26 protein-coding genes, 1 tRNA gene and 1 pseudogene are annotated in these 25,517 nt (G+C 38.4%); 21 read left to right on the top strand and 7 right to left on the bottom strand.

The features are described 5' to 3' along the window. Positions 1 to 12 precede the first annotated feature (12 nt). A complete protein-coding gene (gene mscL, locus ACFINC_RS05125; RefSeq protein ID WP_026500234.1) occupies positions 13 to 420 on the bottom strand; it encodes a large conductance mechanosensitive channel protein MscL in 408 nt (135 codons plus the stop codon). A 746-nt stretch (positions 421 to 1,166) separates the two neighbouring features. Then, positions 1,167 to 1,996 (bottom strand): annotated as a pseudogene (locus tag ACFINC_RS05120) (tyrosine-type recombinase/integrase); the annotation flags it as partial. Between the two features lie 206 nt (positions 1,997 to 2,202). Here ACFINC_RS05120 and ACFINC_RS05115 point away from each other — a divergent pair. The 8 genes from ACFINC_RS05115 (at position 2,203) to ACFINC_RS05080 (ending at position 7,051) form a co-directional block, all read left to right on the top strand. Beyond that, complete coding sequence (locus ACFINC_RS05115; RefSeq protein WP_375616374.1) at positions 2,203 to 2,538, top strand: hypothetical protein; 336 nt, start codon at positions 2,203 to 2,205, stop codon at positions 2,536 to 2,538. Positions 2,539 to 2,589: 51 nt separating this feature from the next. Then, entirely contained in the window at positions 2,590 to 3,672 is a 1,083-nt protein-coding gene (locus tag ACFINC_RS05110; protein ID WP_375609059.1) for a quinone-dependent dihydroorotate dehydrogenase, read from the top strand. A gap of 138 nt (positions 3,673 to 3,810) precedes the next feature. Further along, positions 3,811 to 3,887 (top strand) — tRNA-His (locus tag ACFINC_RS05105). 25 nt (positions 3,888 to 3,912) lie between these two features. Continuing rightward, a complete protein-coding gene (locus tag ACFINC_RS05100; protein WP_375606462.1) occupies positions 3,913 to 4,053 on the top strand; it encodes a hypothetical protein in 141 nt (46 codons plus the stop codon). A 122-nt stretch (positions 4,054 to 4,175) separates the two neighbouring features. Next, positions 4,176 to 5,519, top strand: a complete 1,344-nt coding sequence (locus tag ACFINC_RS05095) for an MATE family efflux transporter (protein ID WP_375616373.1) — start codon at positions 4,176 to 4,178, stop codon at positions 5,517 to 5,519. A gap of 342 nt (positions 5,520 to 5,861) precedes the next feature. Beyond that, positions 5,862 to 6,080: an NADPH-dependent FMN reductase gene (locus ACFINC_RS05090; RefSeq protein ID WP_375616372.1), complete on the top strand. Its 219-nt coding sequence runs from the start codon at positions 5,862 to 5,864 to the stop codon at positions 6,078 to 6,080. Beyond that, positions 6,070 to 6,237 (top strand): hypothetical protein, encoded by a 168-nt coding sequence (locus tag ACFINC_RS05085; protein ID WP_375616371.1) that lies wholly within the window; start codon positions 6,070 to 6,072, stop codon positions 6,235 to 6,237. The genes ACFINC_RS05090 and ACFINC_RS05085 overlap by 11 nt, the downstream gene beginning before the upstream one ends. A 424-nt stretch (positions 6,238 to 6,661) precedes the next feature. Then, positions 6,662 to 7,051, top strand: a complete 390-nt coding sequence (locus ACFINC_RS05080) for a hypothetical protein (protein WP_375606459.1) — start codon at positions 6,662 to 6,664, stop codon at positions 7,049 to 7,051. 46 nt (positions 7,052 to 7,097) lie between these two features. Here the strand turns inward: ACFINC_RS05080 and ACFINC_RS05075 are convergent, their stop codons facing one another. From ACFINC_RS05075 to ACFINC_RS05055, 5 genes are all read right to left on the bottom strand, one after another. Then, a complete protein-coding gene (locus ACFINC_RS05075) occupies positions 7,098 to 7,244 on the bottom strand; it encodes a hypothetical protein (protein WP_375608561.1) in 147 nt (48 codons plus the stop codon). 579 nt (positions 7,245 to 7,823) lie between these two features. Next, on the bottom strand, positions 7,824 to 7,949 hold the full coding sequence (locus ACFINC_RS05070; RefSeq protein WP_375614153.1) for a hypothetical protein: 126 nt from the start codon (positions 7,947 to 7,949) through the stop codon (positions 7,824 to 7,826). 72 nt (positions 7,950 to 8,021) lie between these two features. Beyond that, a complete protein-coding gene (locus tag ACFINC_RS05065; RefSeq protein ID WP_375608562.1) occupies positions 8,022 to 9,242 on the bottom strand; it encodes an MFS transporter in 1,221 nt (406 codons plus the stop codon). A gap of 10 nt (positions 9,243 to 9,252) precedes the next feature. Beyond that, positions 9,253 to 9,996, bottom strand: a complete 744-nt coding sequence (locus tag ACFINC_RS05060; protein ID WP_375616370.1) for a hypothetical protein — start codon at positions 9,994 to 9,996, stop codon at positions 9,253 to 9,255. Next, a complete protein-coding gene (locus ACFINC_RS05055) occupies positions 9,993 to 10,673 on the bottom strand; it encodes a radical SAM protein (RefSeq protein ID WP_375616369.1) in 681 nt (226 codons plus the stop codon). The genes ACFINC_RS05060 and ACFINC_RS05055 overlap by 4 nt, the downstream gene beginning before the upstream one ends. Positions 10,674 to 11,221: 548 nt before the next feature. On the opposite strand from ACFINC_RS05055, the gene ACFINC_RS05050 reads away from it, so the two are divergent. From ACFINC_RS05050 to edd, 13 genes are all read left to right on the top strand, one after another. After that, positions 11,222 to 11,455, top strand: coding sequence for a hypothetical protein (locus tag ACFINC_RS05050; RefSeq protein WP_375616368.1), 234 nt, complete (start codon positions 11,222 to 11,224; stop codon positions 11,453 to 11,455). Positions 11,456 to 13,034: 1,579 nt separating this feature from the next. Then, a complete protein-coding gene (locus ACFINC_RS05045) occupies positions 13,035 to 13,157 on the top strand; it encodes a hypothetical protein (protein WP_375616367.1) in 123 nt (40 codons plus the stop codon). Positions 13,158 to 13,221: 64 nt separating this feature from the next. Then, a complete protein-coding gene (locus ACFINC_RS05040) occupies positions 13,222 to 14,472 on the top strand; it encodes an MFS transporter (RefSeq protein ID WP_375616366.1) in 1,251 nt (416 codons plus the stop codon). 62 nt (positions 14,473 to 14,534) lie between these two features. Then, positions 14,535 to 15,419 carry a ThiF family adenylyltransferase gene (locus ACFINC_RS05035; RefSeq protein WP_375616365.1) on the top strand — a complete coding sequence of 295 codons (885 nt, stop codon included), beginning with the start codon at positions 14,535 to 14,537 and terminating at the stop codon, positions 15,417 to 15,419. Then, a complete protein-coding gene (locus ACFINC_RS05030) occupies positions 15,394 to 16,206 on the top strand; it encodes a class I SAM-dependent methyltransferase (protein WP_375616364.1) in 813 nt (270 codons plus the stop codon). The genes ACFINC_RS05035 and ACFINC_RS05030 overlap by 26 nt, the downstream gene beginning before the upstream one ends. Next, the gene (locus tag ACFINC_RS05025; protein ID WP_375616363.1) at positions 16,199 to 16,921 is read left to right on the top strand and encodes a methyltransferase domain-containing protein; all 723 of its coding nucleotides are present in this window, start codon (positions 16,199 to 16,201) and stop codon (positions 16,919 to 16,921) included. The genes ACFINC_RS05030 and ACFINC_RS05025 overlap by 8 nt, the downstream gene beginning before the upstream one ends. A gap of 347 nt (positions 16,922 to 17,268) precedes the next feature. Next, positions 17,269 to 17,739, top strand: a complete 471-nt coding sequence (locus ACFINC_RS05020; RefSeq protein WP_375616362.1) for a hypothetical protein — start codon at positions 17,269 to 17,271, stop codon at positions 17,737 to 17,739. Between the two features lie 11 nt (positions 17,740 to 17,750). Continuing rightward, complete coding sequence (locus ACFINC_RS05015; RefSeq protein WP_375616361.1) at positions 17,751 to 18,092, top strand: class I SAM-dependent methyltransferase; 342 nt, start codon at positions 17,751 to 17,753, stop codon at positions 18,090 to 18,092. Between the two features lie 458 nt (positions 18,093 to 18,550). Next, on the top strand, positions 18,551 to 19,978 hold the full coding sequence (locus ACFINC_RS05010) for a glutamine synthetase family protein (protein WP_375616360.1): 1,428 nt from the start codon (positions 18,551 to 18,553) through the stop codon (positions 19,976 to 19,978). A 5-nt stretch (positions 19,979 to 19,983) separates the two neighbouring features. Beyond that, positions 19,984 to 21,273, top strand: a complete 1,290-nt coding sequence (locus tag ACFINC_RS05005; RefSeq protein WP_375616359.1) for an NAD(P)/FAD-dependent oxidoreductase — start codon at positions 19,984 to 19,986, stop codon at positions 21,271 to 21,273. A gap of 120 nt (positions 21,274 to 21,393) precedes the next feature. Continuing rightward, the gene (gene zwf / locus ACFINC_RS05000; protein ID WP_375616358.1) at positions 21,394 to 22,866 is read left to right on the top strand and encodes a glucose-6-phosphate dehydrogenase; all 1,473 of its coding nucleotides are present in this window, start codon (positions 21,394 to 21,396) and stop codon (positions 22,864 to 22,866) included. 10 nt (positions 22,867 to 22,876) lie between these two features. Further along, on the top strand, positions 22,877 to 23,629 hold the full coding sequence (gene pgl / locus ACFINC_RS04995; RefSeq protein ID WP_375616357.1) for a 6-phosphogluconolactonase: 753 nt from the start codon (positions 22,877 to 22,879) through the stop codon (positions 23,627 to 23,629). Between the two features lie 55 nt (positions 23,630 to 23,684). Beyond that, a complete protein-coding gene (gene edd, locus ACFINC_RS04990; protein ID WP_375616356.1) occupies positions 23,685 to 25,508 on the top strand; it encodes a phosphogluconate dehydratase in 1,824 nt (607 codons plus the stop codon). The last annotated feature ends 9 nt before the right edge of the window (positions 25,509 to 25,517 follow it).

Here is a 25,517-nt window from a genome sequence, read left to right as displayed (position 1 = left end):
TCATGCATAAATTTATTTTTTCTTAGCCAAAAGATCTCTAATTTCTGTTAAAAGTTGTTCTTCTGAAGACGTTTTTTTGGGGCTTTCTTCTTCTTTTCTACGGATTTTATTCATGGCTTTAACGAATAAAAAAAGAACCCAAGCAATAATGAGAAAATTGATAAGTAAAGTAATAAAGTGTCCATAGCTAATGGTTGCTCCAGCTGCTTTGGCGGCACTCAATGTTGCTTGTTTTTCGCCAGCAAGTTGAATAAACATATTAGAAAAATCAATTCCACCTGTAATCAGCCCAATGATTGGCATAAAAATATCATTGACAATTGAGTTGACCAAGCTACCAAAAGCACCCCCTATAATCACACCGATAGCAAGATCAATCATATTACCTTTTAAGGCAAATTCTTTGAATTCTTTAAGCATTGCGTTTTCCCCTTTATGTAAGTGATATACGGTAATTTACTTACCGCTTTTGATGAAAAAGGAAAGGGCAGATTTTATTTTTAAGAATATATTACGATATTAATATTATTTTCAAAGAACTTTATAAGGTTTAATAAAGAGCTTTAGGATTCTATTTGAATGTATATAGAACATTTCCTAGAAAAAAGTTTTTTTGATAAAAATTATATCTGCTTTTTTCAACAGAAAGTAGAAAACTGTAGCTTAATTTATATAATTTCCTCAAGATTTTTATGTTAAAATTAAAAAAAGAGATTTTTACACAATACCACAAAATGGGCAGTGTTGAAAGCTGAGCTATCAGAAAGCTTTTCAAATGAAGTACATATAAATAAAGCATATATATTGGCATAACATTTTATTATAAAAAGAGAATTTAGGAATAAAAAATATATTTCAGCACTGATGGAAGAAGTGGATAGAGAAGGTGAGAGTAAGATTTACAACTTAATTTCTCTTAATTTAGCAAGCGATAATAGCAATTAGGGGCATATTAGAGCTTATCTAAAAGCTATTTGTATTGTGTTACATGAACTGAAAATGGCGATCACCGATGGAAGGAAGCACATTTCATTAACTGGAAGATTGTATTAGTTTATAGATAGGAGAACTATAGGGTTAGCAAGATCATTTTGATTTGGAAGTTGTTGGTATGATAGGATGTGGGTTCAATGATCAACTGTCATCATTTCGACCATGTGTTCGACAATTACTTTTAGTGCTTCTGATGATAAAGGTACGCGAAATTCTGTTGTAGCATCGCGCTTTTCTTTCATATTTTCAGCAGGGATAGTCCATATATCATTATCAATTTGGTCTTTATGAATATGACGTAAAGAGCTAGAGCGAGCGCCTGTAAGGATAAGCAAACGCAAAGCCAGTTGTGTCATAGTTTTTTTACAAAGTGTTTTATAAAAAGCTGGCACATCTTTCCAATCCATTGCTGGTCTATTAGTGATCTTATGACGTTGTTTTCCTAAAAGAGCGCGTGCTTTTGTTGTTGCTTGTAAATCAACATCCAAACTCAAAGCCGCCGCATGTTTGAGACAAATATTAAGACGGTTTAGTGCTTTCTCTGCTGTTGTAGCTTTTGTATGCCAAATAGGAACAAGTGTGTTGCGTATCTCTGTTTGGGTAATTTCTGAAACGGACAGACAGCCTAATTTAGGGAGAATGTAAAGCCGCAAGGGAGAAAACCAGTTCCCATTCTTACCATCACCTTTTAATTCAGCTTTACGACTTTCAAAAGTATCCAAAGCGATATCTTTTAAATAATGGAGATTGCGCATTGCCTCACGCTTTTGTTTATTGCGTTCTTTAATGGGGTCACGACCTTCACGTAAAACAGAATGCCATTGGATTGCCAATTCACGCTCTTTTTTTAAAGAAACATCTCTCAAAGAGCATCCAAGCCCATTTCGCGACGGCGATCATGAATGGTATAATGATAAAGCCATTGAGCACCTCCATCTTTACGTTTATGAAGAAGCAAGCCGGCACCATCACACACTTTGCCATCTCGTGGGTGTTGCGACAGCCCTTGGCACTAGAGAGGGTTCATAAGAGCCATTTTAGTTCTTTTTTATACAGTTTTTACTCACACGCCAGCCCCGCTTGTGACGTGCAAGCGAATGGTTTTGATTGATTCAAGATAAACAGATTTGAAGTGAGAAAATCCTACGATATTCGGGATTCTCATTCGATATGAATAACGATTAATTATCATTAAAATCAATATATTATATGATATTACACAAAGAAACTTTGAGAATAGAGATAACTTTCTTGCCTTTTAAAGGGGGGTATAAGCTTACCTATAAGAAAGAAGAGAAAGGCTTTGGTGAAGAGCCATTGATGTCTCAATTTGTGCTGCATTTTATAAGGTTTAGGTTTGAAAGTTTATCTCTGAACAGTAGCAAAAAAGAGAAACGTTTTTTAAAGAATAAAAAGTTTTTACACGGTATGCATCAATATAAATGTGTATGGTTATTAATGGATTTTTATGCTGAAGTTTCTTATAGAAGAGAGCAGTATTATTTGGATAATATGCTCTCTTTGATTGGTAATCTTTTGTGTTAAAAGATATAGGTGAGGTGCGATGGATCATTTTTATGTTGTGGAGAAGGATTGATGAGTTTTTTTCGTTGTATTGGCCGTTCTGCCTTATTTATGTTGGATCCAGAGCAAGCACACGGTTTAGCGATTCTCGGGCTGAAAAGTGGATTAAATGGCTGTCAAAAGGTTATCGATAAACGTTTGTGTGTAACTGTTGCTGGGCTTGAGTTTGAAAATTTTATTGGTCTTGCAGCGGGGTTTGATAAAAATGCAGAGGTTGTGGATGGTGTTTTTCGTTTAGGATTTGGTTTTACAGAAATTGGGACAGTGACACCAAAGCCTCAGATTGGAAATTCTAAACCACGACTCTTTCGTTTAAAAGAAGATGAAGCAATTATTAATAGAATGGGTTTTAATAATGATGGACATCAAGTTGTTTACAACAGATTGCGCGCGTGTAAAAAAACTGGTGTTGTAGGCGTTAACATTGGAGCCAATAAGGATACGGTTAATAAGATTGGTGATTATACTGTTGGTATTGCTCATTTTTATGATGTTGCTGATTATTTTACGGTTAATATTTCTTCTCCTAATACACCAGGCTTACGTGATTTACAGGCCCGTGACAGTTTGCATCTTTTGTTGAGTGCAATTTCGCAAGTGCGAAATGAGCAAGAGAAAAAGCATGGATTCTCCATTCCCATTTTTTTAAAAATTGCTCCTGATTTATCAGAGAAAGAATTAGATGATGTTGCTGAAGAAATAAAGCTTTCTAATTTTAATGGGCTGATTGTTTCTAACACAACTCTTTCACGCCAGGGGCTTAGCAATAGTCACCTCAGCAATGAAGAGGGAGGGCTTTCTGGACGTCCACTTTTTGAACGTTCTACTATTGTGCTTGCAAAAATGCGTCAAAAGTTAGGGAAGGAGATTGCAATTATCGGTGTTGGCGGTGTAAAGGACGCACAAACTGCTTTGGAAAAAGTAAAAGCTGGTGCAGATTTGATTCAATTATACAGTGGGATGGTTTATGAAGGTCCAGATCTTGTCATAACTATTCTGCAAGAGATTTTGCAGATGATGCAACAAGATGGAGTTGATAACATAAAAAGCTATCGTGATCATAGTCTTGAGCATTGGGCAAAATTTCCTTTGTAAAAAACGCTTTTTTCTTCACAAAAAATTGCGAGATTTTTTTAAAGGGGCTTGCAAACTTTGTTGATTTTCCTTATGTCACATAAGCAAAGGATAAATGTTTACAAAATCGTGAACAGTTATGGTACATTTTCTTTTTATGCGGTTGTAGCTCAGTTGGTTAGAGCGCTGGTTTGTGGCACCAGAGGTCGTAGGTTCAAATCCCACCAACCGTACCAAAAAATTTTATTGGAAATACTGAAAATGGATGTGCAAGACGAACAAACGCTTGCTAAGAGTATTGTATCACCGACTGTAACTGCTTGGGGGTATAATGTTGTACAAAAAACGCATGGCATTCCAAAAAAAACAATAAGGCGCATTGCGCTTCTCCTCTTACCTTAATGCGTTCTCATTATGCATCTTTTACACAAGACTTGCGATGGAAAGATTTTACGGAACAAATCAATTGTTTTGTTTAAAAGATCCGAGCTTCATACACTTTTCAATATGGAAGGGTATTCACAATGTTTGTTGTGATGAAGCAATTGCTATCTCTTGGCATGCCACTGGCTGTTGGGTTTATCTCTCAGATGATGATTTCCTTCACAGAAGCAGCGCTTGTAGCGCATTTAGGCGTGCAAGCCTTGAGTGGTACAATGTTAGCTCTGAGTATATTTAGTTTTGTTATGTTGTTTGGGCTAGGTATTATTACCGCGGTTGCACCAAAACTTGCGGAAAGTTTTCGTAGACAAGATAGATATGCATTAAAGGCATGGTTTGATCAAGGAATAGGGCTTTCCCTTTTGATTGGAACGGTGAGTGCGATCATTTTACTCAACACGAGGAATATTTTGTGTTTTCTCGGCCAAGATGGGACAATTGCCAATATAGCGCAGGAATATAATAGTGGTGCTGCTATAGGAGTGGTGTTTTTTTATCTTTATGTGAATAGCCGGGGATTGCTGTCAGCAATTGGTAATTCACAGCCTTTAACCTGGGTTATGCTTGCAGCTATCATCGTGAATTTTTTTATCTCTTGGCCGCTTATTTTTGGTATAGGTCCTGCAAGCGGCTTCGGTGTCTTTGGTGCTGGAATTGCGAGTAGTTTGATCCGTATTTTGATTGTTATTGCAGCAGCAATAATTTTGTCCCGCAATTCTGCTTTTCATTCTTTTCGCTTTAATTATTTAAGACCAAAGTTAGAGATTTCACGAATAATACAATTGCTGCGAGTAGGGCTACCCATTGGTATACGTATTCTTATTGCGGAAGGCTTTCCTTCGGTCATTGCATTTATGATTACGGTTTATGGGGTCCAAGCTTTGGCTGCGCATACGATAGGGATGCGTCTCGATATGCTTATTTCTGTGGTGGCTTTGGGGATTTCCAGCGCAGCCGCGACAATAGCAGCGTGGTATAGAGCAGATAGGAATAATATGGCTCTAAAACAGTTGCGTATGAGTGTCACAGTTTTTGCTGTAGCTTATGTCTTATTTTTATCAGTGGTTGTTTATCTCTCTTATGAATTTATTCTTACAACCATCTTTAATATTTCTTCAGAACGCGTTGTTGTTTTCTCTTGGAAGTTGCTTCCGTTCATCTTATTGTCTTTTGCTTTTGGCACTTTAGGAGCTATGCTCAATGGCATACTTGTGGGCTTGCTTGATACGTTTTGGTCAACAATTGTTGTAGCAATAAGTTATTGGGGGTTAGGCCTATTTGGGGGAGCGCTAATGGCGCATTTTTTTGAATATGGCTTTATTGGCTATTGGTTTGGCATGATTGGTGCAAGCTTAATCGTTTCTATCTTTAATTATATGCGCGTGGGTTATTTAATAAAATGCAATCCTATGTTTGGGGCAGAGTGAGTGTTATAAAAGCGCTTGTAAAGCACTAGCTGTGAAGGCTTAGCTACTCATCGTCCATAGAGGCTGTTTTACTTCTATGGAGATAACAATATAGGTTACAAAACTTGCTTAATATTGAAAAGAAGTGTCTTTGATTGTAGTCTCAATATTATTTGTTGAGTTTTTAAAATAATATGGGTTTATTAAAATCATTCGGCTACAATTTAAGAGTAAGTTCGGTAGATTGGAAGAGTTTAATACCTTAAAAAATGACGAGAAAAAACGTGCTTATATTCATACGCCGTTGAGGAGTCATTTAAAAAAGTTATTGTTTTTATAAGTTATTACCATTGCGATGCTAAAGTGTATACATTTGTCAAAACAATCGCAGACGCTGACGATGTTATTCTTGCAAGCCCTGTTTATCACAGGTCTTATTCAGAGACTTTGAAGAACGCTTTTGATAATTTAGATTGTGATGCTTTTTGGATAAAGCTTTTGGTCTTCTCTCTCATGACAATACAACCAAAAATGTGCACTGCCCTATGTATATTTGGTATTAATTGTGCATATGCTTTATAGACAAGCTCTGCAATATCAAGTTGCTTCGGCTAAAGATGATTTTGTGTCTGAGAATGCAGGCCGTACATGGAGATTGAACAGCGAAGATGTACGGGCTCGCTGCGCACATCTTGCTGATAAAATGTACAATAAGGGTGGAGGATATGATCAAAAATGATAGGAAATACCGTTATTTAGTCGTTGGTGGTGCAGGACTGTTGGCTTCCGTGTGCCGGTCATTAGGGCTAAATAACGTGATTATTGCAGCGCGTTTTCGTTCTCATCAATCCAAAATCGAGTTATTTCAGATAAGGGCTAAATGTGTATCTTGGAGATTATTATAAGCCATAGGCACAATTTTTAAAAGGGGTACCACTATGGACGTGCTTGAAATATTGCATATTATGGGGGAATTCGCCTGCACATGCATTTTCGTGTAGGTTGAGATTGAGCTTTTGGCCTTCTTACCGAAGCCGCTTGCGTATTGTTTATGTTTTTGGTTCTAATGCAGAGGATAAAATAATCTCTGGATGTGCGCATCACAATAAGATTGATTCCACATCTGTAAAATTAGGTCAGAAAAGGCGATCATATGGCCGGCGGTGGTCAATGAGAAAAGTCTTTATGATCATGTGATTTGTGAGAGCCGTATCGAGAAAGAGTTTGCGCAAAATCTCGATAACGACTCTGATGTAAGATTGTTTTTTAAACTGCAAAGAAGTTTTAAAATAGCTACTCCCATTGGCTCTTACACGCCTGATTGGACGTTTTTTTTAGAGCGGGATGGCGAACAAAAGCTTTACTTTGTGCTGGAAACAAAAGGAACGAATAGCGAGTTTGATTTGCGTCTTAAAGAAATGCTGAAGATTAAATGCGGCAAGGCGCATTTTACCGCCCTTGAGACTGGTGTGGTGTTTAACGAGGCACCGGTGATGAGCTGGCGCGATTCTAAGCGGGGGATGGTAGTAGAGAGAGTAGGGGGGCTGTGGTAGGAGTGGGCGGTACGAATGAGGCTGTCTTTAGTTGCGTACCGACAAGCTAATTTTGTGCTTTGCGAAATTCGCCAAGGCTTTTGGACGTACCGCGTTTATCGCGTAATAAAATCTTATGAATATCATGCAGAAGGCGCGCAGAAACGGGTGATTGCGTGTCTAGCTTCCCAATGCCGTAATTAAGTACAGCCACATAATGAGATAGCTCTTCAATATCATCAGTCGTACTGATACTTTTTTTTATTTTCAAACAATAATAGGTCAGATGGTAACGATTATGTCCTTTTTATCTGAGAAAAGAGTAGCACCGCTTGCGTATATGTACGAGTAAAAGTCAATCAACATTGGTCTGAGGTAAAAACCGCCAATTATTTCTAATACACCTAAGGATTTCATAGCTTGCTCTAACGGTTTATATAAAACCGCCCTTTTAAAAGATGGATTGGGCGGCAAATTTATTGGGATATAGGCTTTATGAATCTCTCGAACTAAGCTTTCTACTATGCAGGTCCTAATGCGTGATTGCATATATGGTCGTATCTGTTGCTGCGTTGTGTAGGCAGAGATCCTAAACTAGGAAAGGAGGGCTGCTCTTTTAATTACAAAGGAAGAATACGGCGCGTAAGTGAAGCAAAATGTATTTTGAGGAGCAGAGGGGTGAGGCATTTGATGTCCAGCGGGTGACGGATTAACTGGAGTATAAGTAGGCATTGCTAGGGCGGAGTTTTTAGTTAAGAATTGCACTTCGTACGCTATAAGCTCTCTGCATCCTTCATATAGGCGTTGGATCATCGCCCAATGCAACGTAAAGGGGCTGTTTTGTCTTTAGCGTTTGTTTGGCTGCTTCTATAGTGCCGCTGGCTCTATCAGCCATTATGGTGATAATTTTCTCGTCCAAAGAATAAATCAATCGATTGCGTAATAGGGTATGTGTGCCTTTTTTGACCGTGTCTTTTTTTAAAAGCAGCTGTTACCTCGTGGCAGGGTTGGGGGTGTTTATATGATCAGCTTGCCAAAGAAATGGAAGCGTTATCGCGATAGCCACCAATAGTAGTCCAGCGATAAAGGTGGCAGCAAACTGCAATGATATAAAAGAACCAAGGACGCCGACCAAAAAGCTTCCGACCGGCGTTCCAGCATAGCCTATCACCCGAAAAGCAGAATTAGCTCGCCCGAGAAGTTGCTTTGGTGTGAGGCGCTGCCTGAAGGCGGTAACACCAATAAACCATAAGCTTGCTCCAATGCCAGCGATAAAGGTGACGCCCCATACGACGACAGCACTTTTTGAAAAGGCTGGAATCAGCAGCAAGACAACCGTTCCTAAACCGTCAGTGAGAACAGCTAGGCGCACCGGTGCATAGCGTATACGCGGCGCAAATAGGGCACCTGCCATTGTTCCAAGTGCGTAGGCTGCAAACATCACGCCATATTGGCTGCTATGTAGGCCCAGATACCGACTGTCGGTAACGAAGAAGATGAATGAGGTTAGGAATGCTCCAAATACCACCGATAGAAAGAATGTGAGTAATGTAAGGGAGGTAAGATGCCGATTTGAAAAAATGAAACGAAAGCCGGCAATGATATAACGGAAAGTGATGTTTTCTTTATCAGGTGTTGGCGATGTCGGAACAGCATGGCGAGCGGTAAAAATCAATGCGATAAAAAGCACGATTAACAGGCCGAGAAATAGCAGTGTGCTATGCGCTAAAATGCTGCTTGTTATGACAGGGGCAAGAAAATAGGAGACCCCGAAATCTAAAAACAAGACAATAGAGTAGAAGGTCATCAATCGCTCTCCCTCCATGATAAGTGGTGGAATCGTCATTATATAAGCTTCGGCAGAAACGACGATGAATCCAGCAATGGTTGCATAGAAGAAAATTTGTTCGGCTGGAGTAATCTGTATCATGAGCAGTATGAACAGGACAATATGCAGTAGCATGAAGATGAAGAGAGCTGAGGTGGCAAGTTTTATTTTGTCGCAGCGATCAAGTAAAACGCCTGCAAGGATGCCGAAAATTGGCCACGCTAATGAGAAGAGACCTTGTGCCCAACTTACTCCGACTACGCCATATCCAGATTGTCTTGCTAATAGCGGGATGGCAGTGCGCAAAGCACCGCTGAGTAAGGCGAGCAGACTAACGGTTAGGCAAAAATAGCGTATGTTCTTGTTGGAAAAAAGCGTGAACATTCTGTTCTCCTTAAGATGCTACACAGGTTTCCACTGTTCCATCAAGTACGGCGGTTGTATTCAGCATGTTTGAGACATAGCCGTCCAAGATATTCCTGTCTTCCTGAGATAGAAGAAAATACATAAGGTTGGAATACCATTGCCAACCACGCTGAGTCAGCTGGAGATTGTTATCACTTTCTGCGATGAGACCTGCATCTATGAGCTGTTGTAGGTTATTGTATACGAAAGAGGGAAGTGCGGTCCAGTCAATTCTTTCTTTTTCGGCATGGCCGTTATAAGGTAGCCGCATACACAACGCTTTGGAGGCTTGTTGCTCCGCTGATACCCAATTGTAGTATACTTTGGATTTGCCTTTAAGTTGTATGTCGGTAATGTATCCGCTTCGACTGGGATTGGCTCGTGTGACGAGTGAGCTGGGAATCGACAGTGCTGACGCCCCAAAGCCAACGACATAATCGTCATGATAACCATGCAAATATTTGTGATAGCGGAAATAATTAGCTGAACTCGTTTTAGCGAGCGTTAGACGAGTTTTGTTGGCAATTTTGATATAGGAATGCCCATTACACGGCGTATAGCCGCAGATGCGCATAACGATGTCGCTAAATAAGCGAAGCATCTGTCGATGCTGTAGGCTGGATGGCTTTAGCCCTTTTTGTGCGTAAGACTTATGCAGTTGCGACGTGATAGCCAGATTGTTGATTGCATAGAGGTTGATGGTTTCAGGGTGAAGCTCGCTGGCTTGCTTCAATCGTATAATAGTTCTTCGGCTTGCTGGCTGTGCATGCCATATAGTAGGTCTAAACCGACATGTCCAATTATCTCTTGTGACCAAGCTACGGTATTGTTGATTTGTTCACGTGTTGAGGTGAGGTTAAACGATGATCGGAAACGCTCAATGAAACTCTGTATACCGAAGCTGATCCGGTTAACGCCGATCTCACGGGCAGCATAAAGTTTATCACGTGTGACGCTTTTCGGTTCGCTTTCCAGTGTAAGCTCAGTTAAGGAAGAGAGCTCAAATTCGGCATGCAATACTTTTCCGATGTGGCGGATATTATCTGCAGACAAAAGCGACGGTGTGCCGCCCCCTATATAGATGCTGCGGATGGGCCCTTTAAGCGAGCGAATGAAATTTCCTTTGTTTCTGATCTCTGTGGTAAGCGCTGACATATAAGATTCGATTTGCTTAACGTGCTTGTAGGCCCCTTTCTGAAAGGGACAGAAGGAACAGATGGTTTCACAAAAGGGAATATGCAAATAAAGAGAAATGGTACGCGCTTGTGGAATCTGCTTACTTTGCGCTAGCTTATTAAAGTCTAGGTAATTGTAAAATTCATTTGAAATAGTGCGAAATAGCGGATATGTGAAGTTGTAAATCGGCTTGGGTTGATTGAATTTCACAAAAGGATGATCCACGAGTTGCATAGCTTATCTCCCCCAATTTCTTAACTCGCACTATATTATTGACGGGCGATTGGTTATCCAATCGCTCGAGTGTATTACCAAAGACTTTCACGGAACATAATGAATCCTCCTTTTGTAGAAGTTATATGTATTATACATATAACTTGTTATATGAACAGGATAGCTTGTTTAAGAGGCAATGGAAAGATAAAAAATGTCTATTTATAAAAGAACTTTCTCTTGCAGTCTTATGGTCTGATATTGTAATTGGTACCCTGTTTTACGTGGTCGGGCTATGAATGCCTAGAGCGAGAAAAAGCAGGGTATTTTAATGGACGTGCGGGACATCATTGTTATGTTGCTGGGTCTTGGAATTTGCGTCTGGTTATGAAATATCATTAGCGCAAAAAGATGGTTTTAAAGGTAGAGATTTTAATATCTCTGTAAAACTTCGAGAAGAGATAGAATTATCTATTAGAAAACATATAAATGTCCAGTGTGATAATATTATCGAATGACATGACATCATCGCTCTTGCTCGCCATTTTGACATATTACCTAAAATCTCATTGAGATTGTGCCATGTACTGGCAAACGGGGATAGATCGCGTTTTGGTATGACTGCGACGAAGTTACATGCTGCATTATCTTTGCTAGAATCCAATAGGATTAGGCTTAATGGGGTGCATTTGCATGTGGGCTCTAATGTGAATTCGACTGAGTTAATAGTATCTACCTTAACTAAGGCTGGAAAGGATATTTACGCATTGAAGGATCAGATAAGTTTTTATCAGTCTAGGTAGGGATATCCGACTTCCACAGCGTTCTGCGATGCCGTGACGGTCAATGACGAATATTCTCGTAAAATTTAAGAGGCATTGTCACAATTGGGTTGTGATTTACATAAGCTTACGGTAATTATTGAATCTAGGCGTATTATATCTGAAGATTATGGTTATTTATTTTCAAATATTAGCTCTATAAAAGAGCGGAATGGTACGAACTTAATTACAATCTGGGCTCTGGGGGGCGTGTGCTTGGTCTGCACAGTATCACGAGAATAGAGTGCCACAAATTTTGTCTTTTCGAGATATGAGCGGTGAATTTAGTTTAGCGGATGTCGTTGGTTCAAATTGTTATGAGTATGATATTCTTGTAAGAGATGTATCTATTAAGAGATATATCTATCCCATTGGATTTATCCTTAGATGACAAATTTATGCTGTCGGCATGTAGGAGCTATGATATCATAAATGCGCCAGATTGGATTCGAATGCGGACTCAAATTATTATTTTTTGAAGAAAATGACTATTCGTATGGAGTTTATCGCTTTGCTTATTAGGTATTGTACTTTGTTGGAGTGCATCTAGTCATAAAGTGCTTTCTGGTTTATGGTGAATCTTTAGTTGCGAGTGGGTAGTTTGGTAGGAGGTTATTCCAAAGTGTGGTCGTTTTAGGGGTGTTGCGATAGTTGCTGTCGAATAAAGGAGATATTCTGCAGTTGTATAAAACCTAGTGCGGTGCAAAATGTTCGTGCTTATTTGTAAAATATATTTAATTTGATGCGTCGATCTTTTATACTAGTCAAAAGTTAGCACGCGATGTATCGCGTGCAGTACCGTTTTCCTTTATAAAACTATTTTATTTCTTGTTTTTTCCCTTAAGAAATCAGCATTTCTTAGATTTTTGCGTATGAGTGATAATAGAGCAAAGACTATTCTCTCGTGATTTCCCTTTTTTACTTAAAATGGTTAAATTATTTCAATGAGCAGGGGGGCTTATCTAAAAAGATCTATGCTTGTTTTATTATTTATTTTTCAATGGGATAGAAAATTACCACTTTTGAGTTTGCAAATAGATTTTATAGTAGTCATGAATTTATGGAAAACATCACCAATATAATGTTTACTTGTTCAACTGTAACTTTAGAAGAACAGGCTCGTCATGGCTCAGTTTGACTTCGTATGGATGATACACTCTACAGAATCTTTGAAATACCACGGCGGTAATTGGCTAAGAAAAGTGTTAGAGAATTTCAAGATGACGTTGCTTTATCGTTAGAAGTTTGATTACGCCTGCGTAGGCAATTTCTGAAAGCAGCGTTTTCAGAAAATTTGAGATGGGTTTTGAGTGTGGTGCATAGCCGGTGACAAATTGGCGTGAATATAAGCGTACTTTGCCCGAAGGGGTGCATGAGTTTCCAAGTGCTGCGGTGGTTGTTACAGAATGATTGGAGTATGAAATACTTAACCTTGGCGCGGGGAGGAGAGCAAAGCTTTTTATATCAAAATAATAAATTGACAAAAGCGAGCTAAAAAGTAGCTATAATGTGTACTTCATGTGAAATTTAATTGTTTTCATTTAATACAGGAGGTAAAATTATGAAAACTAAAGATGTGTATAAACCACTGAAAAAAATTCAAATTAAGCGGGTTGATGTTACTTCGCTTAAAGCACAAACAAGTGAGCAGAAAATGACTGCTCGACGCGCCCTTCTGAATTGAGGTTTAAAATATATAAAGCTGGCAGCAAAAAAAGCTGCCAGCTTTATAGCTTTTGGATATATTAATGACGATAGATTATGAAGTTAAAAAGTTGCTCTATGGCTGTGCGGCAATGAGTGGGGTTCGGCTGATTACAGGTTCGTTCCATGCTTTTTTTTTCTTGTCTATGGGCGTTAGTATAACACAGTTAGCTTTATTGCAAATTGTATTTAGCGTCGCTATTTGTATTTTTGAAGTGCCTTGTGGGATTTTAGGAGATAAAATTGGCGTTAAACAAAATGTTATCCTATCATGTTTCTTTTTTTCGCTCTTTTTCTTTTTATGTATCTACGCGCCTAATCTTTCTGTCTTAATTCCGGCAGAAATTATTTATGCTTTAGGCTTTTCTTTATGTTCTGGCGCTGATAGCACATGGATTAAAGGCTTAATCGATAGCGGTGGTTACAAAGGTAGTTTGGTCTACCACCAAGTAAACGCCTATAAGCGGGAACTAACGGCATTCATGAATACGGTTGCTGGTGCTCTAGGTGTTCTTATTGTTTTGTGTATGGATAATTATCAGTCGGCATATTATTTTTGTTCTTTCGGGTTTCTCGTGCTTGTATTCTTGTTTAGTCGGGTGACGGGGATAGCTATTGCATCCGTTTCGGGTAGTCAGCCAATAAAATCGGGTTCTTTGTTGCATGCAACAGAAGCTTTTACTTATTTAGTTACCTCAAAAATCGGGTTATATTATATATTGATATGTGGTTTTATTGTTGCTGCATTGCAGCCAATATTTCATTTTTGGCAACCTTTTATTTTGGGACAAACAGGAGTATTAGACAATGCAACAGGAAAGACTAAAATTCTTATTCTTGGCCTGTGCTTTGTGTCTTATACTCTCGTAAAATACTTATTTAATCGCTTTGTAATTAAATATCTTATGCAAAAATACGCTCCTATGGCGATAACTTTGTGCTCACTCGTTCTGAGTGCTGTTATTATGCTTGCTCTGCTCCTTGTTGCAAACAGTTGGGCCCCCATTATTTTATTCACTGTATTTCACAGTTTTTTTTCTGTCCCTATGACGCAGTTTGAAGCAGAATTTTTTAAACATATTCAACAAAAGAATGCAAATACGGTTTTATCCATTGTTAGTTTTCTTGCACGTATTTTTGGTATTTTAGCGCTTGTGCTGATTGGTTTGTTGGCAAACAATGTTTGTATAGAAGCTGCTTTTTGTTTCACCTTGCTTTGTATATGTTTAATTATCCCGCTTAATTTGGTCTGGCTTTATACTGATAAAAAGTTAATAAAAGACGAGGAGGTTTGAAAGTGAAGATACAGTTGAACAGGGCCTTGCCTGTGACTTACATAAAGACACAGGAAAAAATAGTGTGTGGGTCATCTTATATGGATTTAGTCGAAATTAATAGTTGTCCATCGTTTTTAGTAGAGATGCTTATCGATTTGAATACACCAAATGATTGTGCTGCTATTAGCCAAAAATATCGGGAACGAGCATATCAAGAGGCTTATGATATTGATGTGTTGTTACAAGATCTGATGGAGTATAAAATTATATCTACTGTTTGGGAACAGGATAGATACGATAGACATCGATTGTTTTTGGATATGGCAGGAATGGATCATGATCTTGCTGTGCGGTCTTTACAGCAGGCTAAAATTGGGATAATTGGTGCAGGTGGTATTGGTTCTAACGTAGCAACCCTTTTGGCTGCTGCGGGTATTGGTTATTTAAGGATAACCGATGGCGATCGAATTGAATTATCAAATTTAACAAGGACCACCGCTTTTGTTGAAGCACAGATAGGTATGCGAAAAGCAGATGCTTTAAAAGCGCGCATTTTTGAACACAACAGTACTTGTCAAGTTGTAACTTTGCCACGTTTACTTGAGGTCGAGGCATTAGATGAATTCTGTTCTTTTTTAATGGGAGTCGACCTTGTTTTATTGTCTGCTGATCCACCGAATGCATTTGAGTTAATGGCTGAGATTCAAAAAAAGATTTCGACTCCGGTTATTAATGCAGGATATTTAGGGCGTTTGGGAGCCATAGGCCCAATGTTTTTTCCAGATTCCGATTTTGGTTTTGATGTGCTCGCTAAAAATACGGATATAGAATGTAGCGAGTTAAGATATAATATAAATAAAAACTATCAGGCTCCTTCTTACGGACCGCTAAATTATCTTGTTTCCTCTATTTGTGCTCATGAAGTAATTAAATACGTATGTGCTGACTCCCGTTTTTCTTCATAATAAAAGATTGTTTATTAATCCTGATAATTATGAAGTATCGGTATACGATTACATAAGTGATGAAATTTTACTAGAACATAGTAATGTTTCTCCATCTCAAGATAAGTTACATGATTTTGATGTTGTTGCAGAGCATTATGTGACTTCACGAGAAGTTGATAGCTTAAATAAAATTTTACTCGATGATATAGTTAATAACCTTTTGATAGAAGGATGCTATAGAGCATCCCTAGATATTGGATGTGGAATCGGAACATATTCAAGAATTTTAGAACGTTGTTCGGATATGGTCGTTGGGATAGATACCAATCAAAAGATGTTAGATAGGGCACGAGAATTAGGGGAAGCCATTGAGTATTTAGAAATTGATATTAATAAATATAAGACCGATATGTTATTTGATTGTATCGTTTTGTCGCTTGTACTAGATCATATTTGTGAATATCAAAAATGTATAGAGAAGGTAGCAACGCTGGCGCAACTAGGTGCAAAGATTTTGTGTATCCTCCCTAATCCAGTTAAAGATTCTTGTGTTTCTGGTGTTGATAAAGAAATTATCTTAAAAAAATATTTTTACGAGGGTAAGCAAATTAAAACATGTCTTAATAAAAATGGCAGTATGATATCTCATCTTACGTCTTATAAGCGAACATTATCAAGTTATATTAATGCTTTTTTAGAATATGGTTTTGTTCTAAAGAAAATTGTAGAGCCACAACACCCAGATCCGTTGCAAGCTAGTCATCATGTTCCTTATTTCACAGTTTTGGAGTTTCGGTATGGTTAGGGATTTGCTTTTTTTACAGGAAGACAAGCGAAAATCATTTTCATTTAATAAAGATGTTTGTGAAGTATTTGATGATATGGTGGTGCGGAGTGTTCCTGGCTATGAAAATATTCAAGAAATTATATTGCTGCTTTATACGAAATTTTCAAAAAATAATATATTTATAGATATCGGATGCTCTACTGGAACTACGATACATAAAATATTGAATGAGGGACTTGTGGAGCATTGTTATGGAGTTGATTTATCGCTTGATATGCTTGAGAAAGCGAAAAATAAATGCGCTTCTAATTTAAGCAAAATAACTTTTAGGAGTCATAATTTTTTATCAGATGGTAAATGGCGCTGTATAGAAAATTTAAGGCCGGATTTCATAATACTGAATTTAGTTTTGCAGTTTATTAGACCTGTAGACAGAGAAAAATTTCTCAGAAATATTAAAAGCTCATGTGAGCCTAAGACAACACTGGTTGTTTTCGAAAAAATTGTTTTTCCTAATACACTTATAAATGATATATATATTGACGCTTATTTGCAGTGGAAAGAAAACAATGGATATTCCAAGATTGAAATTGACAATAAAAGAATAGCTTTGGAAAATAAATTAATACCAAATTTTGATAATGAAAATATAGACCTGTTTAGAAATGCTGGTTTTAAGAATATAGAGTGCTGCTTTTCTTTTTTAAACTTTAAAGGGTATCTATGTTATTAATTATAGGAGACATTTTTAATGACAGATTATATCTGAGGGCACGAGATACTAAGATATATCACTTGCAGCCGGCATCTTTGTTACAAAAAAATATTTTTGAATCCCTTACATTTAATAAAAACGTATTATTGCATTCTTTGAATGCTTTAGGTGATTTTTATGGAATTGAAGACAATATTGAAACAATATGTATCAATCATGAAGATGCATTGGGTGATCGGATAAATCGTATTTTTTCTAGCGTAAAATGTATTTTTTCGCAGAAGAATAACCATTGATTTGGTTTGTTTTACGGTCTGGACAAAAAGTTTTTAGTACTCATTTATGACTACCTTAGGACCTATTCCGTGCACCAGCTTGATGGATTATATCTGCTTTTTGAAGGTGTAAACGTTACAACTGATAATGAACTTGTGCAGCATGTCTATAAATTTTTTGACTTCATACGTCTTGCTTTGGCTCCTAACCTTCTTGAGGGCGTGGATGCTAGTGAGTGGAGATTTAAAGTTATGGATACGATATTATATCTAATTGTGTTTTCATCGCATTATCCAGAAAATCATGCTAGGCATTTGCCTCTACAAGATGCGATCGCATTTCTAATTCAGCCAAACTTTACTTTTCGTAAGTTTGCAAATAGGCAAACAAATTTGATAGCTCCTACAGCTCGGAAGCGGATACGTCAAGCTTATGCGGAATCTGGGATTTACTATAATATTCCGTTAGCAGAATCACTAGATCATAAGTCAAAGTATGTGAAAGCAACTGATACAAAAAAGATTTTACGATGGTGGAAGATCGACGATGAAGGACGTTAGTTCAAAGGAAATTGGTCTTATTGTGTTATCATATCCGATTTTTTGGCTTTTTAGATATAAATAACACACCTCCTAGTGGGTTGGAGACTATCAAATGTTGGATCACGCATGGCGCAATTAGCAAAAATTCCTATCTATTGGATTTGGTATGCTCTACTGGACTCTCAGCTCTAAATATTGTGTGCGAAGTGCAATGTCAAGCGGTGGAAATTGATATAAGCGCAGAGTTTGTACCATTCGCTCAGAACAAGGTTGATAGCTCTGTTATGCAGGCGATGGTTAAGTTTCATGTCGGAAATGCTGAGCGTATGTCTTATCCTGAAAATACATTTACGCATATTATGGCGGGGTGAGTGTTTGTAAGCACAGCTGTAAAGGCTACTCACCACCATCCTAGGGTGTTTACTTCTATGTGGATAACAATAGAGTTACAAAATTTGCTTCATATTAAAAGAAAAGTTTCCTTTCTTTTAATTAAGCATTGCTACGACCAAAAGGAAATTAAATATCTCGCCTTTATTATTCTCGCCAATGTTTGCTTATATATGATTATTTGAATCGGAATTAGGTTACGTACAATATGGTATTTCTCACTGTTTTATATAAGGAGAAGGTTCGCACTGATGTATCGTGTGCAATATCAATTTTTTCACTATGGTGATAGGATAGCTTGTTGAGCGTAAAGTTCTTTTACCTTGATGGATCTTATAGTATTCTTCAAAAATATCAGTTGATAAATTTTTTTCGTGTCGTTCATGCAGGGGCTGATACAATAAGAATAGGACTTAATTGTTTTTAAAGTTGGTATGTTATGGCTGTAAAAAATGTTAAACAAATGAAAAGTAAGAATTTTAAATCTGTCTCTCGCTTTCTCAAAAGGTTACGTGGTGTGAATAATTGGGAACAGGTTTCACAATGGCTTTCTTTTCGTAAGGTAGAGGATATTGAATGTATTACGCCTGATCAAGCAGGGGTACCACGGGGCAAGATGATGCTTTCTAAAAAATTTACATCGGAAACATCATTGGCATTGCCTTCAGCAGTTTTTATGGCAACAATTTCAGGGGATTATCCGGAAGATGGTCATGGTTTTGAATATCCTAAAGCAGATGGTGATTTACGCCTTGAGCCTGATCTTTCTACATTAAGCATTGTGCCATGGGAAGATGCTCCTACGGCACAGGTGATTTGTGATCTTGTGTATCAAAATGGTCAGGTTGTGGATTATACACCTCGCAATGTTTTACGAACGGTGGTTCATTTTTACACAAAAATGGGTTTAAAACCAGTTGTTTCACCAGAAATTGAGTTTTATTTAGTACAAAAAAATCCCGATCCTGATTACCCTTTAGTTTCACCGGTTGGTCGCTCTGGGCGTTCAATTGGTGGGGGGCAAGGCTATTCAATTGCTGGGGTTAATGAATTTGATGATTTGATTGATGATATTTATCATTTTTCAGAGGCACAAGGATTGGAAATTGATACCCTCATTCATGAAGAAGGAGCAGGACAGTTTGAAATCAATTTACGTCATGGTGATCCTATTGAATTAGCAGATCAAGTTTTTATGTTTAAACGAACAATTCGTGAAGCAGCACTGAAACATAATATGTATGCGACATTTATGGCAAAACCCATTCAGGGGCAACCGGGTTCTGCGATGCATATTCACCAATCGGTCGTTGATAAGAAAACCGGTATGAACATTTTTACACAGGAGAATGGTGAAGAAAGTGTCTGTTTTCGGCATTTTATTGGTGGATTGCAAAAACATATGCCAGGGGTTCTTGTGATGCTTGCGCCTTACGTGAATTCTTATCGACGTCTTGTACCTGATAATTCGGCTCCTGTTAATTTGCGATGGGGATATGATAATCGGACGACAGCTTTTCGTGTCCCTCGTTCTGCTCCTCAAGCGCGGCGTGTCGAGAATAGGCTTCCTTCATCAGATGCGAATCCTTATTTAGCCCTTGCAGCTTCTTTAGCGTGTGGTCTTATTGGTTTACAGCAAAAAATTGAGCCAGATGAGCCAACGACAAATAATGTAAACGCTGATAATATTGAGTTACCGCGTGGACTCATTGAGGCCGTTAATTTATTTGAACAAGATACAGCAATACGTGCTATTTTAGGGGATGTGTTTGTCAGTACTTATGCTGCAATCAAACGACAAGAGTTTGAAACTTTTATGGAAGTAATTAGTCCGTGGGAGCGTGAATATCTCCTGCTGAATGTTTAAATTTTATGACAACGATTGATGATAATCTAATTTCTCCAGGAATTTCTTGGTATGAAGACACTTTAAAAGAACGTTTCTCTTATCCATGTTTTGATGAACACAGACAGTGTGATGTGGTCATTATTGGAGGCGGTTTTACGGGACTTTCAGCTGCTTATCATTTAGCCAAAGCTGGAGTGGGTGTTGTTTTGTTTGAAGCATCACGTTTTGGTGATGGCGCTTCAGGGCGCAATGGTGGTCAATTAGGAACGGGGCAACGGCAGTGGGTAGAAACATTAGAGAAAAAATATGGTTTTGAGCGCAGTAAGGTTCTGTTTGATTTAGCAGAAGAAGCTAAAAAAGATATTTTATCGTTATGCGCGATGCCTAATTGTCCTTGTGATTTGATAGGAGGACAGCTTTCTGTAACCCATAAAAAGCGTGAGCTTTTCTCTTATCAACGGCATATTGAGGCGATGCAGCGTTATGGCTATCACGCGCTTACTTTTATGGATAAGGCTGAAACATCTGAGCGACTTGGATCAACTTTTTATTGTGGTGGTATTTATGATGCGGATACCGGCCATATAAACCCCTTAAAATTGATTGTTGGGTTAGCAAAAAGAGCCCAAGATGCTGGTGCTAAGCTTTATGAGAAGTCACAAGTAACGACCGTAAGGCGCAAGGGAGACCATTGGAAAGTAATAACAGAAAAAGGCAGTGTAACAGCAGAGCATGTTTTACTTGCAACAAATGGGTATAAACTTGGTCTGGAGCGTTTTATTGAAAAAAATATTGTTTCTATTCGCTCTTATATTGGAGCAACGGACCCATTACCAAAGCATAGTTCAATTCTTATAGGGGGGGAATCGGTTGATGATTCCCGTTTTATGGTTCGCTATTTTCGCAAAAGCATTGATAATCGTCTCTTATTTGGTGGTGTAGAAAGTTATGATAATAAGCATCCTCTAAATTTAGATGAACGTATAAAACGGCAAATTGTTGAAATTTATCCTCACTTACATTCTATCAATTTAAGCCATCGGTGGGGAGCAACGGTTGCCATCACAGTTGAGCGCATGCCCTATGTTCGACAACTTTTCTCAAGGATAACTTATTGTGGTGGTTATTCAGGGCATGGCGTTATGTTGGCTCCTTTCGTGGGAAAATTATACGCAGAATGGTTAACTGGAAAATATGAACGTTTTTCCTATTTCCAAGACTTAAAGATTTCATCTTTTCCGGGGGGACGCGTTTTGCGTTATCCGCTTATATTTTTAGCAATGCGTTGGTTTTCTTTAATGGATCGCCTTTAATGGAAACATTGCTTGAAATGAAGAAAATTAATGGCTTATTTAGTATCTGTCTGCTTTAATGATGAAAGCTTTTATAAGTGATATGGAATTTCATAATCGATTAGAAAAATAAACAAGTTCATGGTGCGTAAAATTATTCCTGTTTCTTCCTTTGATTGTATTGTTTTTGGTGGCAATGGTGATCTGGCGTTGCGCAAGCTTTTGCCGGCTTTGTATCATTGTCAGTGTGCTGGGCAATTCAGTGAGCCAACACGTATTATTGGGGTTTCGCGCACTTTCTTAAGTTGTGAAGAATATCAAAATTTTGTTCGCATTTCTTTAGAAAAACATATCCATCCAAAAGATCTCAATTCAACAGAACTCAATCGTTTTCTTGCACGTTTAAGCTATGTTTCTGTTGATGTTACCTCAAATCGAGGGTGGAAGGATTTAGCCCTCCTTCTGTCACAAGATTCAGCAGATATTCGAGCTTTTTATTTGGCTGTTGGTTCGTCACTTTTTGCTGATATTGCGATGAAGTTGGGAAAAAATAATTTGGTGACAGCACAAACACGGATTATCATTGAAAAACCAATTGGTTGCGATGTAAAAACAGCTATTTCACTTAATGATGTATTTGCAAGCGCCTTTAATGAAGAGCAGATCTTTCGCATTGATCATTATCTTGGGAAGGAAACTGTTCAAAATTTAATGGCATTGCGGTTTGTTAATACACTTTATGAACCGCTATGGAACTCCAATTATATTGATCATGTTCAAATAACCGTTGCTGAATCTTTAGGGTTAGAGGGGCGTACAGAATACTATGAAAGCACTGGTGCTCTACGCGATATGGTTCAAAACCATATGCTACAGTTACTTTGTTTGGTTGCGATGGAAATACCATTTACCAACAGTGCTAATGCTGTGCGCGATGAAAAACTTAAAGTTTTACATTCTTTAACACCGCTTGATGTCCATAATGTAGGGCAGCATACTGTACGTGGGCAGTATCTTTCTGGTCTATCAAATGGTATATCGGTAGAGTCTTATTTTGATGATCTAGGAAGAGTGAGTAAGAGTGAAACATTTGTAGCACTTAAGGTTAAGATTGATAACTGGCGTTGGGCTAATACGCCTTTTTATTTACGAACAGGTAAGCGCATGTTCACGCGAATGTCTGAAATTGTTGTGGTTTTTAAACCTATTCCTCATAATATTTTTAATGTGGATTTAGATGAAATTTTTTCTAATCGGCTTGTAATTCGTCTCCAACCTGATGAAGGTGTAAAACAATGGTTGATGATTAAGGATCCAAGTTATGGCGGTATGCGGTTTCGTCACATTCCATTAGACATGAGTTTTGCTTCCGCATTTTCTGAACGTAATCCTGATGCTTATGAACGTTTATTAATGGATGTTATTCGTGGAGATCAAACACTGTTTATGCGTCGTGATGAAGTTGAGGCTGCTTGGCGTTGGATTGATCCAATCATTGAGGGATGGGAAGCAATAAAACAGCCTGTTCACAGTTATAACGCTGGTTCGTGGGGTCCGTCTGCTTCGATGAGCCTCATGGAACGTGATGGACGTATATGGAACAATTTAGTTTAGAGCAATAAGTATGTATAGAATGAATATTGATCGTTTAGACTTTGAAACCCCTCAGACTTTAGCTTTGGCATTAGCAGATCGAGTAGCCGCAGAGCTTAGTGTATCTGTTCTTGAGCGCAAGAGAGCAGTTTTAGCGGTGTCTGGTGGTAAAACACCAGAATTGTTTTTTCATTATTTGTCAAAAGCAGATATTGATTGGCAAAAGATCATTATCACTTTGGTCGATGAACGTTTTGTCCCTACACACGATGAACGTTCAAATGAACATATGGTACGGTGTCATTTGTTACAAAATTTTGCCGCAAAAGCACGTTTTGTAGGGCTTTATCATAAAGCAATTACTGCTGAACTTGCTGCTTTTTCAGCGGCGAGTCGTGTTAATACTTTGCCTAAACCCTTTGATGTTGTTGTTTTAGGAATGGGGGAGGATGGACATACGGCTTCTTTTTTTCCTGATGCTGATCGTTTAAAGCAAGCGCTTGATTTACGAACACAAGCACTTGTTTTACCCCTTCATGCTAAGAGTGCTGTTGAGCCAAGACTCTCACTAACTTTGCCAGTTATTATGCAATCTCGTTGCATTATTCTCCATTTCGAGGGTTTTCAGAAACGCGATTGTTTTGAGGAAGCTTGTCAAGATGGGGCTGAAACAGAAATGCCTATTCGGGCAATTTTGCGTAATTCCCCTCATCTCGTTCAGGTTTATTGGTCGCCTGCAGAAAATGAAATAAGTGAATCAAAATATGCGACACAAGGTGAATAAAACGTAATCTCTCTCAATGAATGAGGGGAAGAAACAATGAAAGGGGGAGAGAAATATGGCACTTTCCAAGACAATTGCTACCGTTACACGAAGGATTTATGAACGTTCTCGATCAACACGAGAAATTTACTTAGATCGTATTGCGAAAGCACAAGTTCATCGCCCCAAACGGAGTTTTTTAGGATGCGCCAATCAGGCTCATGGCTTTGCTGCTTGTGGTGCAATAGATAAAGAGCGTTTGAAGGGAAATATCGTTGGGAATATTGGCATTATCACGGCATATAATGATATACTTTCAGCACATCAACCTTTTGAAAAATTTCCTCACTTAATTAAAGAGTCGGCCCGTATGGTTGGTGGTGTTGCACAGGTTGCAGGTGGTGTTCCCGCGATGTGCGATGGTGTTACGCAGGGAAATGCGGGGATGGAGCTTTCCCTTTTTTCGCGTGAAGTAATTGCAATGGCAACAGCTATAAGCTTATCACACGATGTCTTTGATGCAGCATTGTATCTTGGGGTGTGTGATAAAATTGTGCCAGGTTTATTGATTGGTGCCCTAACATTTGGTCATTTACCAGGAATTTTTATAGCTGCTGGTCCTATGACAAGTGGTCAAGGTAATGATGAAAAAGCGAAGATACGTCAACTTTACGCAGAAAATAAAATAGATCGTCAAACACTTCTAGCATCAGAAGCACGTTCTTATCATGGACCAGGAACATGTACATTTTATGGAACAGCTAACTCTAATCAGGTGATACTGGAGATGATGGGGCTTCATATGCCGGGAGCTTCTTTTATTAATGCGAATACACCGTTGCGTGATGCTTTAACAAAAGAAGCCACGAAACGTGTACTTGAAATGACAGATCTTGGTGATCATTATAGTCCACTTGGAATGATCATTGATGAGCGTTCTTTTGTGAATGCTATTGTAGGATTAAATGCAACAGGAGGTTCTACCAATCATACGATTCATTTGATTGCTATGGCTGCTGTTTGCGGTATTAAATTGACATGGCATGATATTGCAGAAATTTCATCCGTTGTGCCTCTTTTAGCGCGCATTTATCCTAACGGTTTAGCAGATATCAATCATTTTTATGCTGCGGGGGGGATGGGATTTATTATTCGCGAGCTTATTGAGGCAGGTTTGGTACATGAAGATGTTTCTACGGTTTTTGGTAAAGATCTCAATGCTTATGCAATTGAAGCAAAGCTTTCTGCTGATGGTCATGTGGTACGTGAAGCGGCTCTCAAGGAAAGTGGTGATTATAAGGTATTAGCGGGGTGGAGAAAGCCATTTCAGCCTGAAGGGGGTATTCGCGTTTTATCGGGAGATTTGGGAACAGCTATTATAAAAGTTTCCTCTGTTAAACCAGAGTATTGGCAGATTAAAGCACCAGTCTTTGTTTTTAATGATCAAGAAGAACTACAAAAATCTTTTAAATCTGGAGCGTTGCATGATAAAGATTTTATCGCTGTTATTCGCTATCAAGGACCAAAAGCCAATGGTATGCCAGAGCTTCATAAGTTAACGACCATTTTAGGCGTTTTACAAGATCGCGGTCAAAAGGTAGCATTGATAACCGATGGTCGTATGTCAGGGGCATCAGGAAAAATTCCTGCTGCTCTCCATGTGACACCAGAAGCAGTGGATAATGGCCCCATTGCACGTTTGCAGGATGGTGACATTGTTTTCCTTGATGTTCATGGGGGTAAATTAACTCTTTTGGAAGATTTAGCAAAATTTAACGCGCGAACAACCACGCCTCCTGATCTTTCAAAAAACGAATATGGTGTTGGACGCGAACTTTTTCATGTGTTTCGTCAATCCGTTAATCGTGCAGATCAAGGGGCATCTGTTTTTATGACATGACGAATGTAA

Source organism: Bartonella sp. AP58NXGY (assembly GCF_042195785.1).
Taxonomy (GTDB): Bacteria; Pseudomonadota; Alphaproteobacteria; order Rhizobiales; family Rhizobiaceae; genus Bartonella.
This window is presented reverse-complemented; position numbering and strand designations above follow the sequence as displayed.

What these genes read in the sequence shown, in the direction of transcription:
- mscL (WP_026500234.1), bottom strand. Translation starts at nt 420, where the DNA reads ATGCTTAAAGAATTCAAAGAATTTGCCTTAAAAGGTAATATGATTGAT.
- ACFINC_RS05115 (WP_375616374.1), top strand. Translation starts at nt 2,203, where the DNA reads ATGATATTACACAAAGAAACTTTGAGAATAGAGATAACTTTCTTGCCT.
- ACFINC_RS05110 (WP_375609059.1), top strand. Translation starts at nt 2,590, where the DNA reads ATGAGTTTTTTTCGTTGTATTGGCCGTTCTGCCTTATTTATGTTGGAT.
- ACFINC_RS05100 (WP_375606462.1), top strand. Translation starts at nt 3,913, where the DNA reads ATGGATGTGCAAGACGAACAAACGCTTGCTAAGAGTATTGTATCACCG.
- ACFINC_RS05095 (WP_375616373.1), top strand. Translation starts at nt 4,176, where the DNA reads ATGTTTGTTGTGATGAAGCAATTGCTATCTCTTGGCATGCCACTGGCT.
- ACFINC_RS05085 (WP_375616371.1), top strand. Translation starts at nt 6,070, where the DNA reads ATGCTTTATAGACAAGCTCTGCAATATCAAGTTGCTTCGGCTAAAGAT.
- ACFINC_RS05065 (WP_375608562.1), bottom strand. Translation starts at nt 9,242, where the DNA reads ATGTTCACGCTTTTTTCCAACAAGAACATACGCTATTTTTGCCTAACC.
- ACFINC_RS05055 (WP_375616369.1), bottom strand. Translation starts at nt 10,673, where the DNA reads ATGCAACTCGTGGATCATCCTTTTGTGAAATTCAATCAACCCAAGCCG.
- ACFINC_RS05045 (WP_375616367.1), top strand. Translation starts at nt 13,035, where the DNA reads ATGAAAACTAAAGATGTGTATAAACCACTGAAAAAAATTCAAATTAAG.
- ACFINC_RS05040 (WP_375616366.1), top strand. Translation starts at nt 13,222, where the DNA reads ATGACGATAGATTATGAAGTTAAAAAGTTGCTCTATGGCTGTGCGGCA.
- ACFINC_RS05025 (WP_375616363.1), top strand. Translation starts at nt 16,199, where the DNA reads ATGGTTAGGGATTTGCTTTTTTTACAGGAAGACAAGCGAAAATCATTT.
- ACFINC_RS05010 (WP_375616360.1), top strand. Translation starts at nt 18,551, where the DNA reads ATGGCTGTAAAAAATGTTAAACAAATGAAAAGTAAGAATTTTAAATCT.
- ACFINC_RS05005 (WP_375616359.1), top strand. Translation starts at nt 19,984, where the DNA reads ATGACAACGATTGATGATAATCTAATTTCTCCAGGAATTTCTTGGTAT.
- zwf (WP_375616358.1), top strand. Translation starts at nt 21,394, where the DNA reads ATGGTGCGTAAAATTATTCCTGTTTCTTCCTTTGATTGTATTGTTTTT.
- pgl (WP_375616357.1), top strand. Translation starts at nt 22,877, where the DNA reads ATGTATAGAATGAATATTGATCGTTTAGACTTTGAAACCCCTCAGACT.
- edd (WP_375616356.1), top strand. Translation starts at nt 23,685, where the DNA reads ATGGCACTTTCCAAGACAATTGCTACCGTTACACGAAGGATTTATGAA.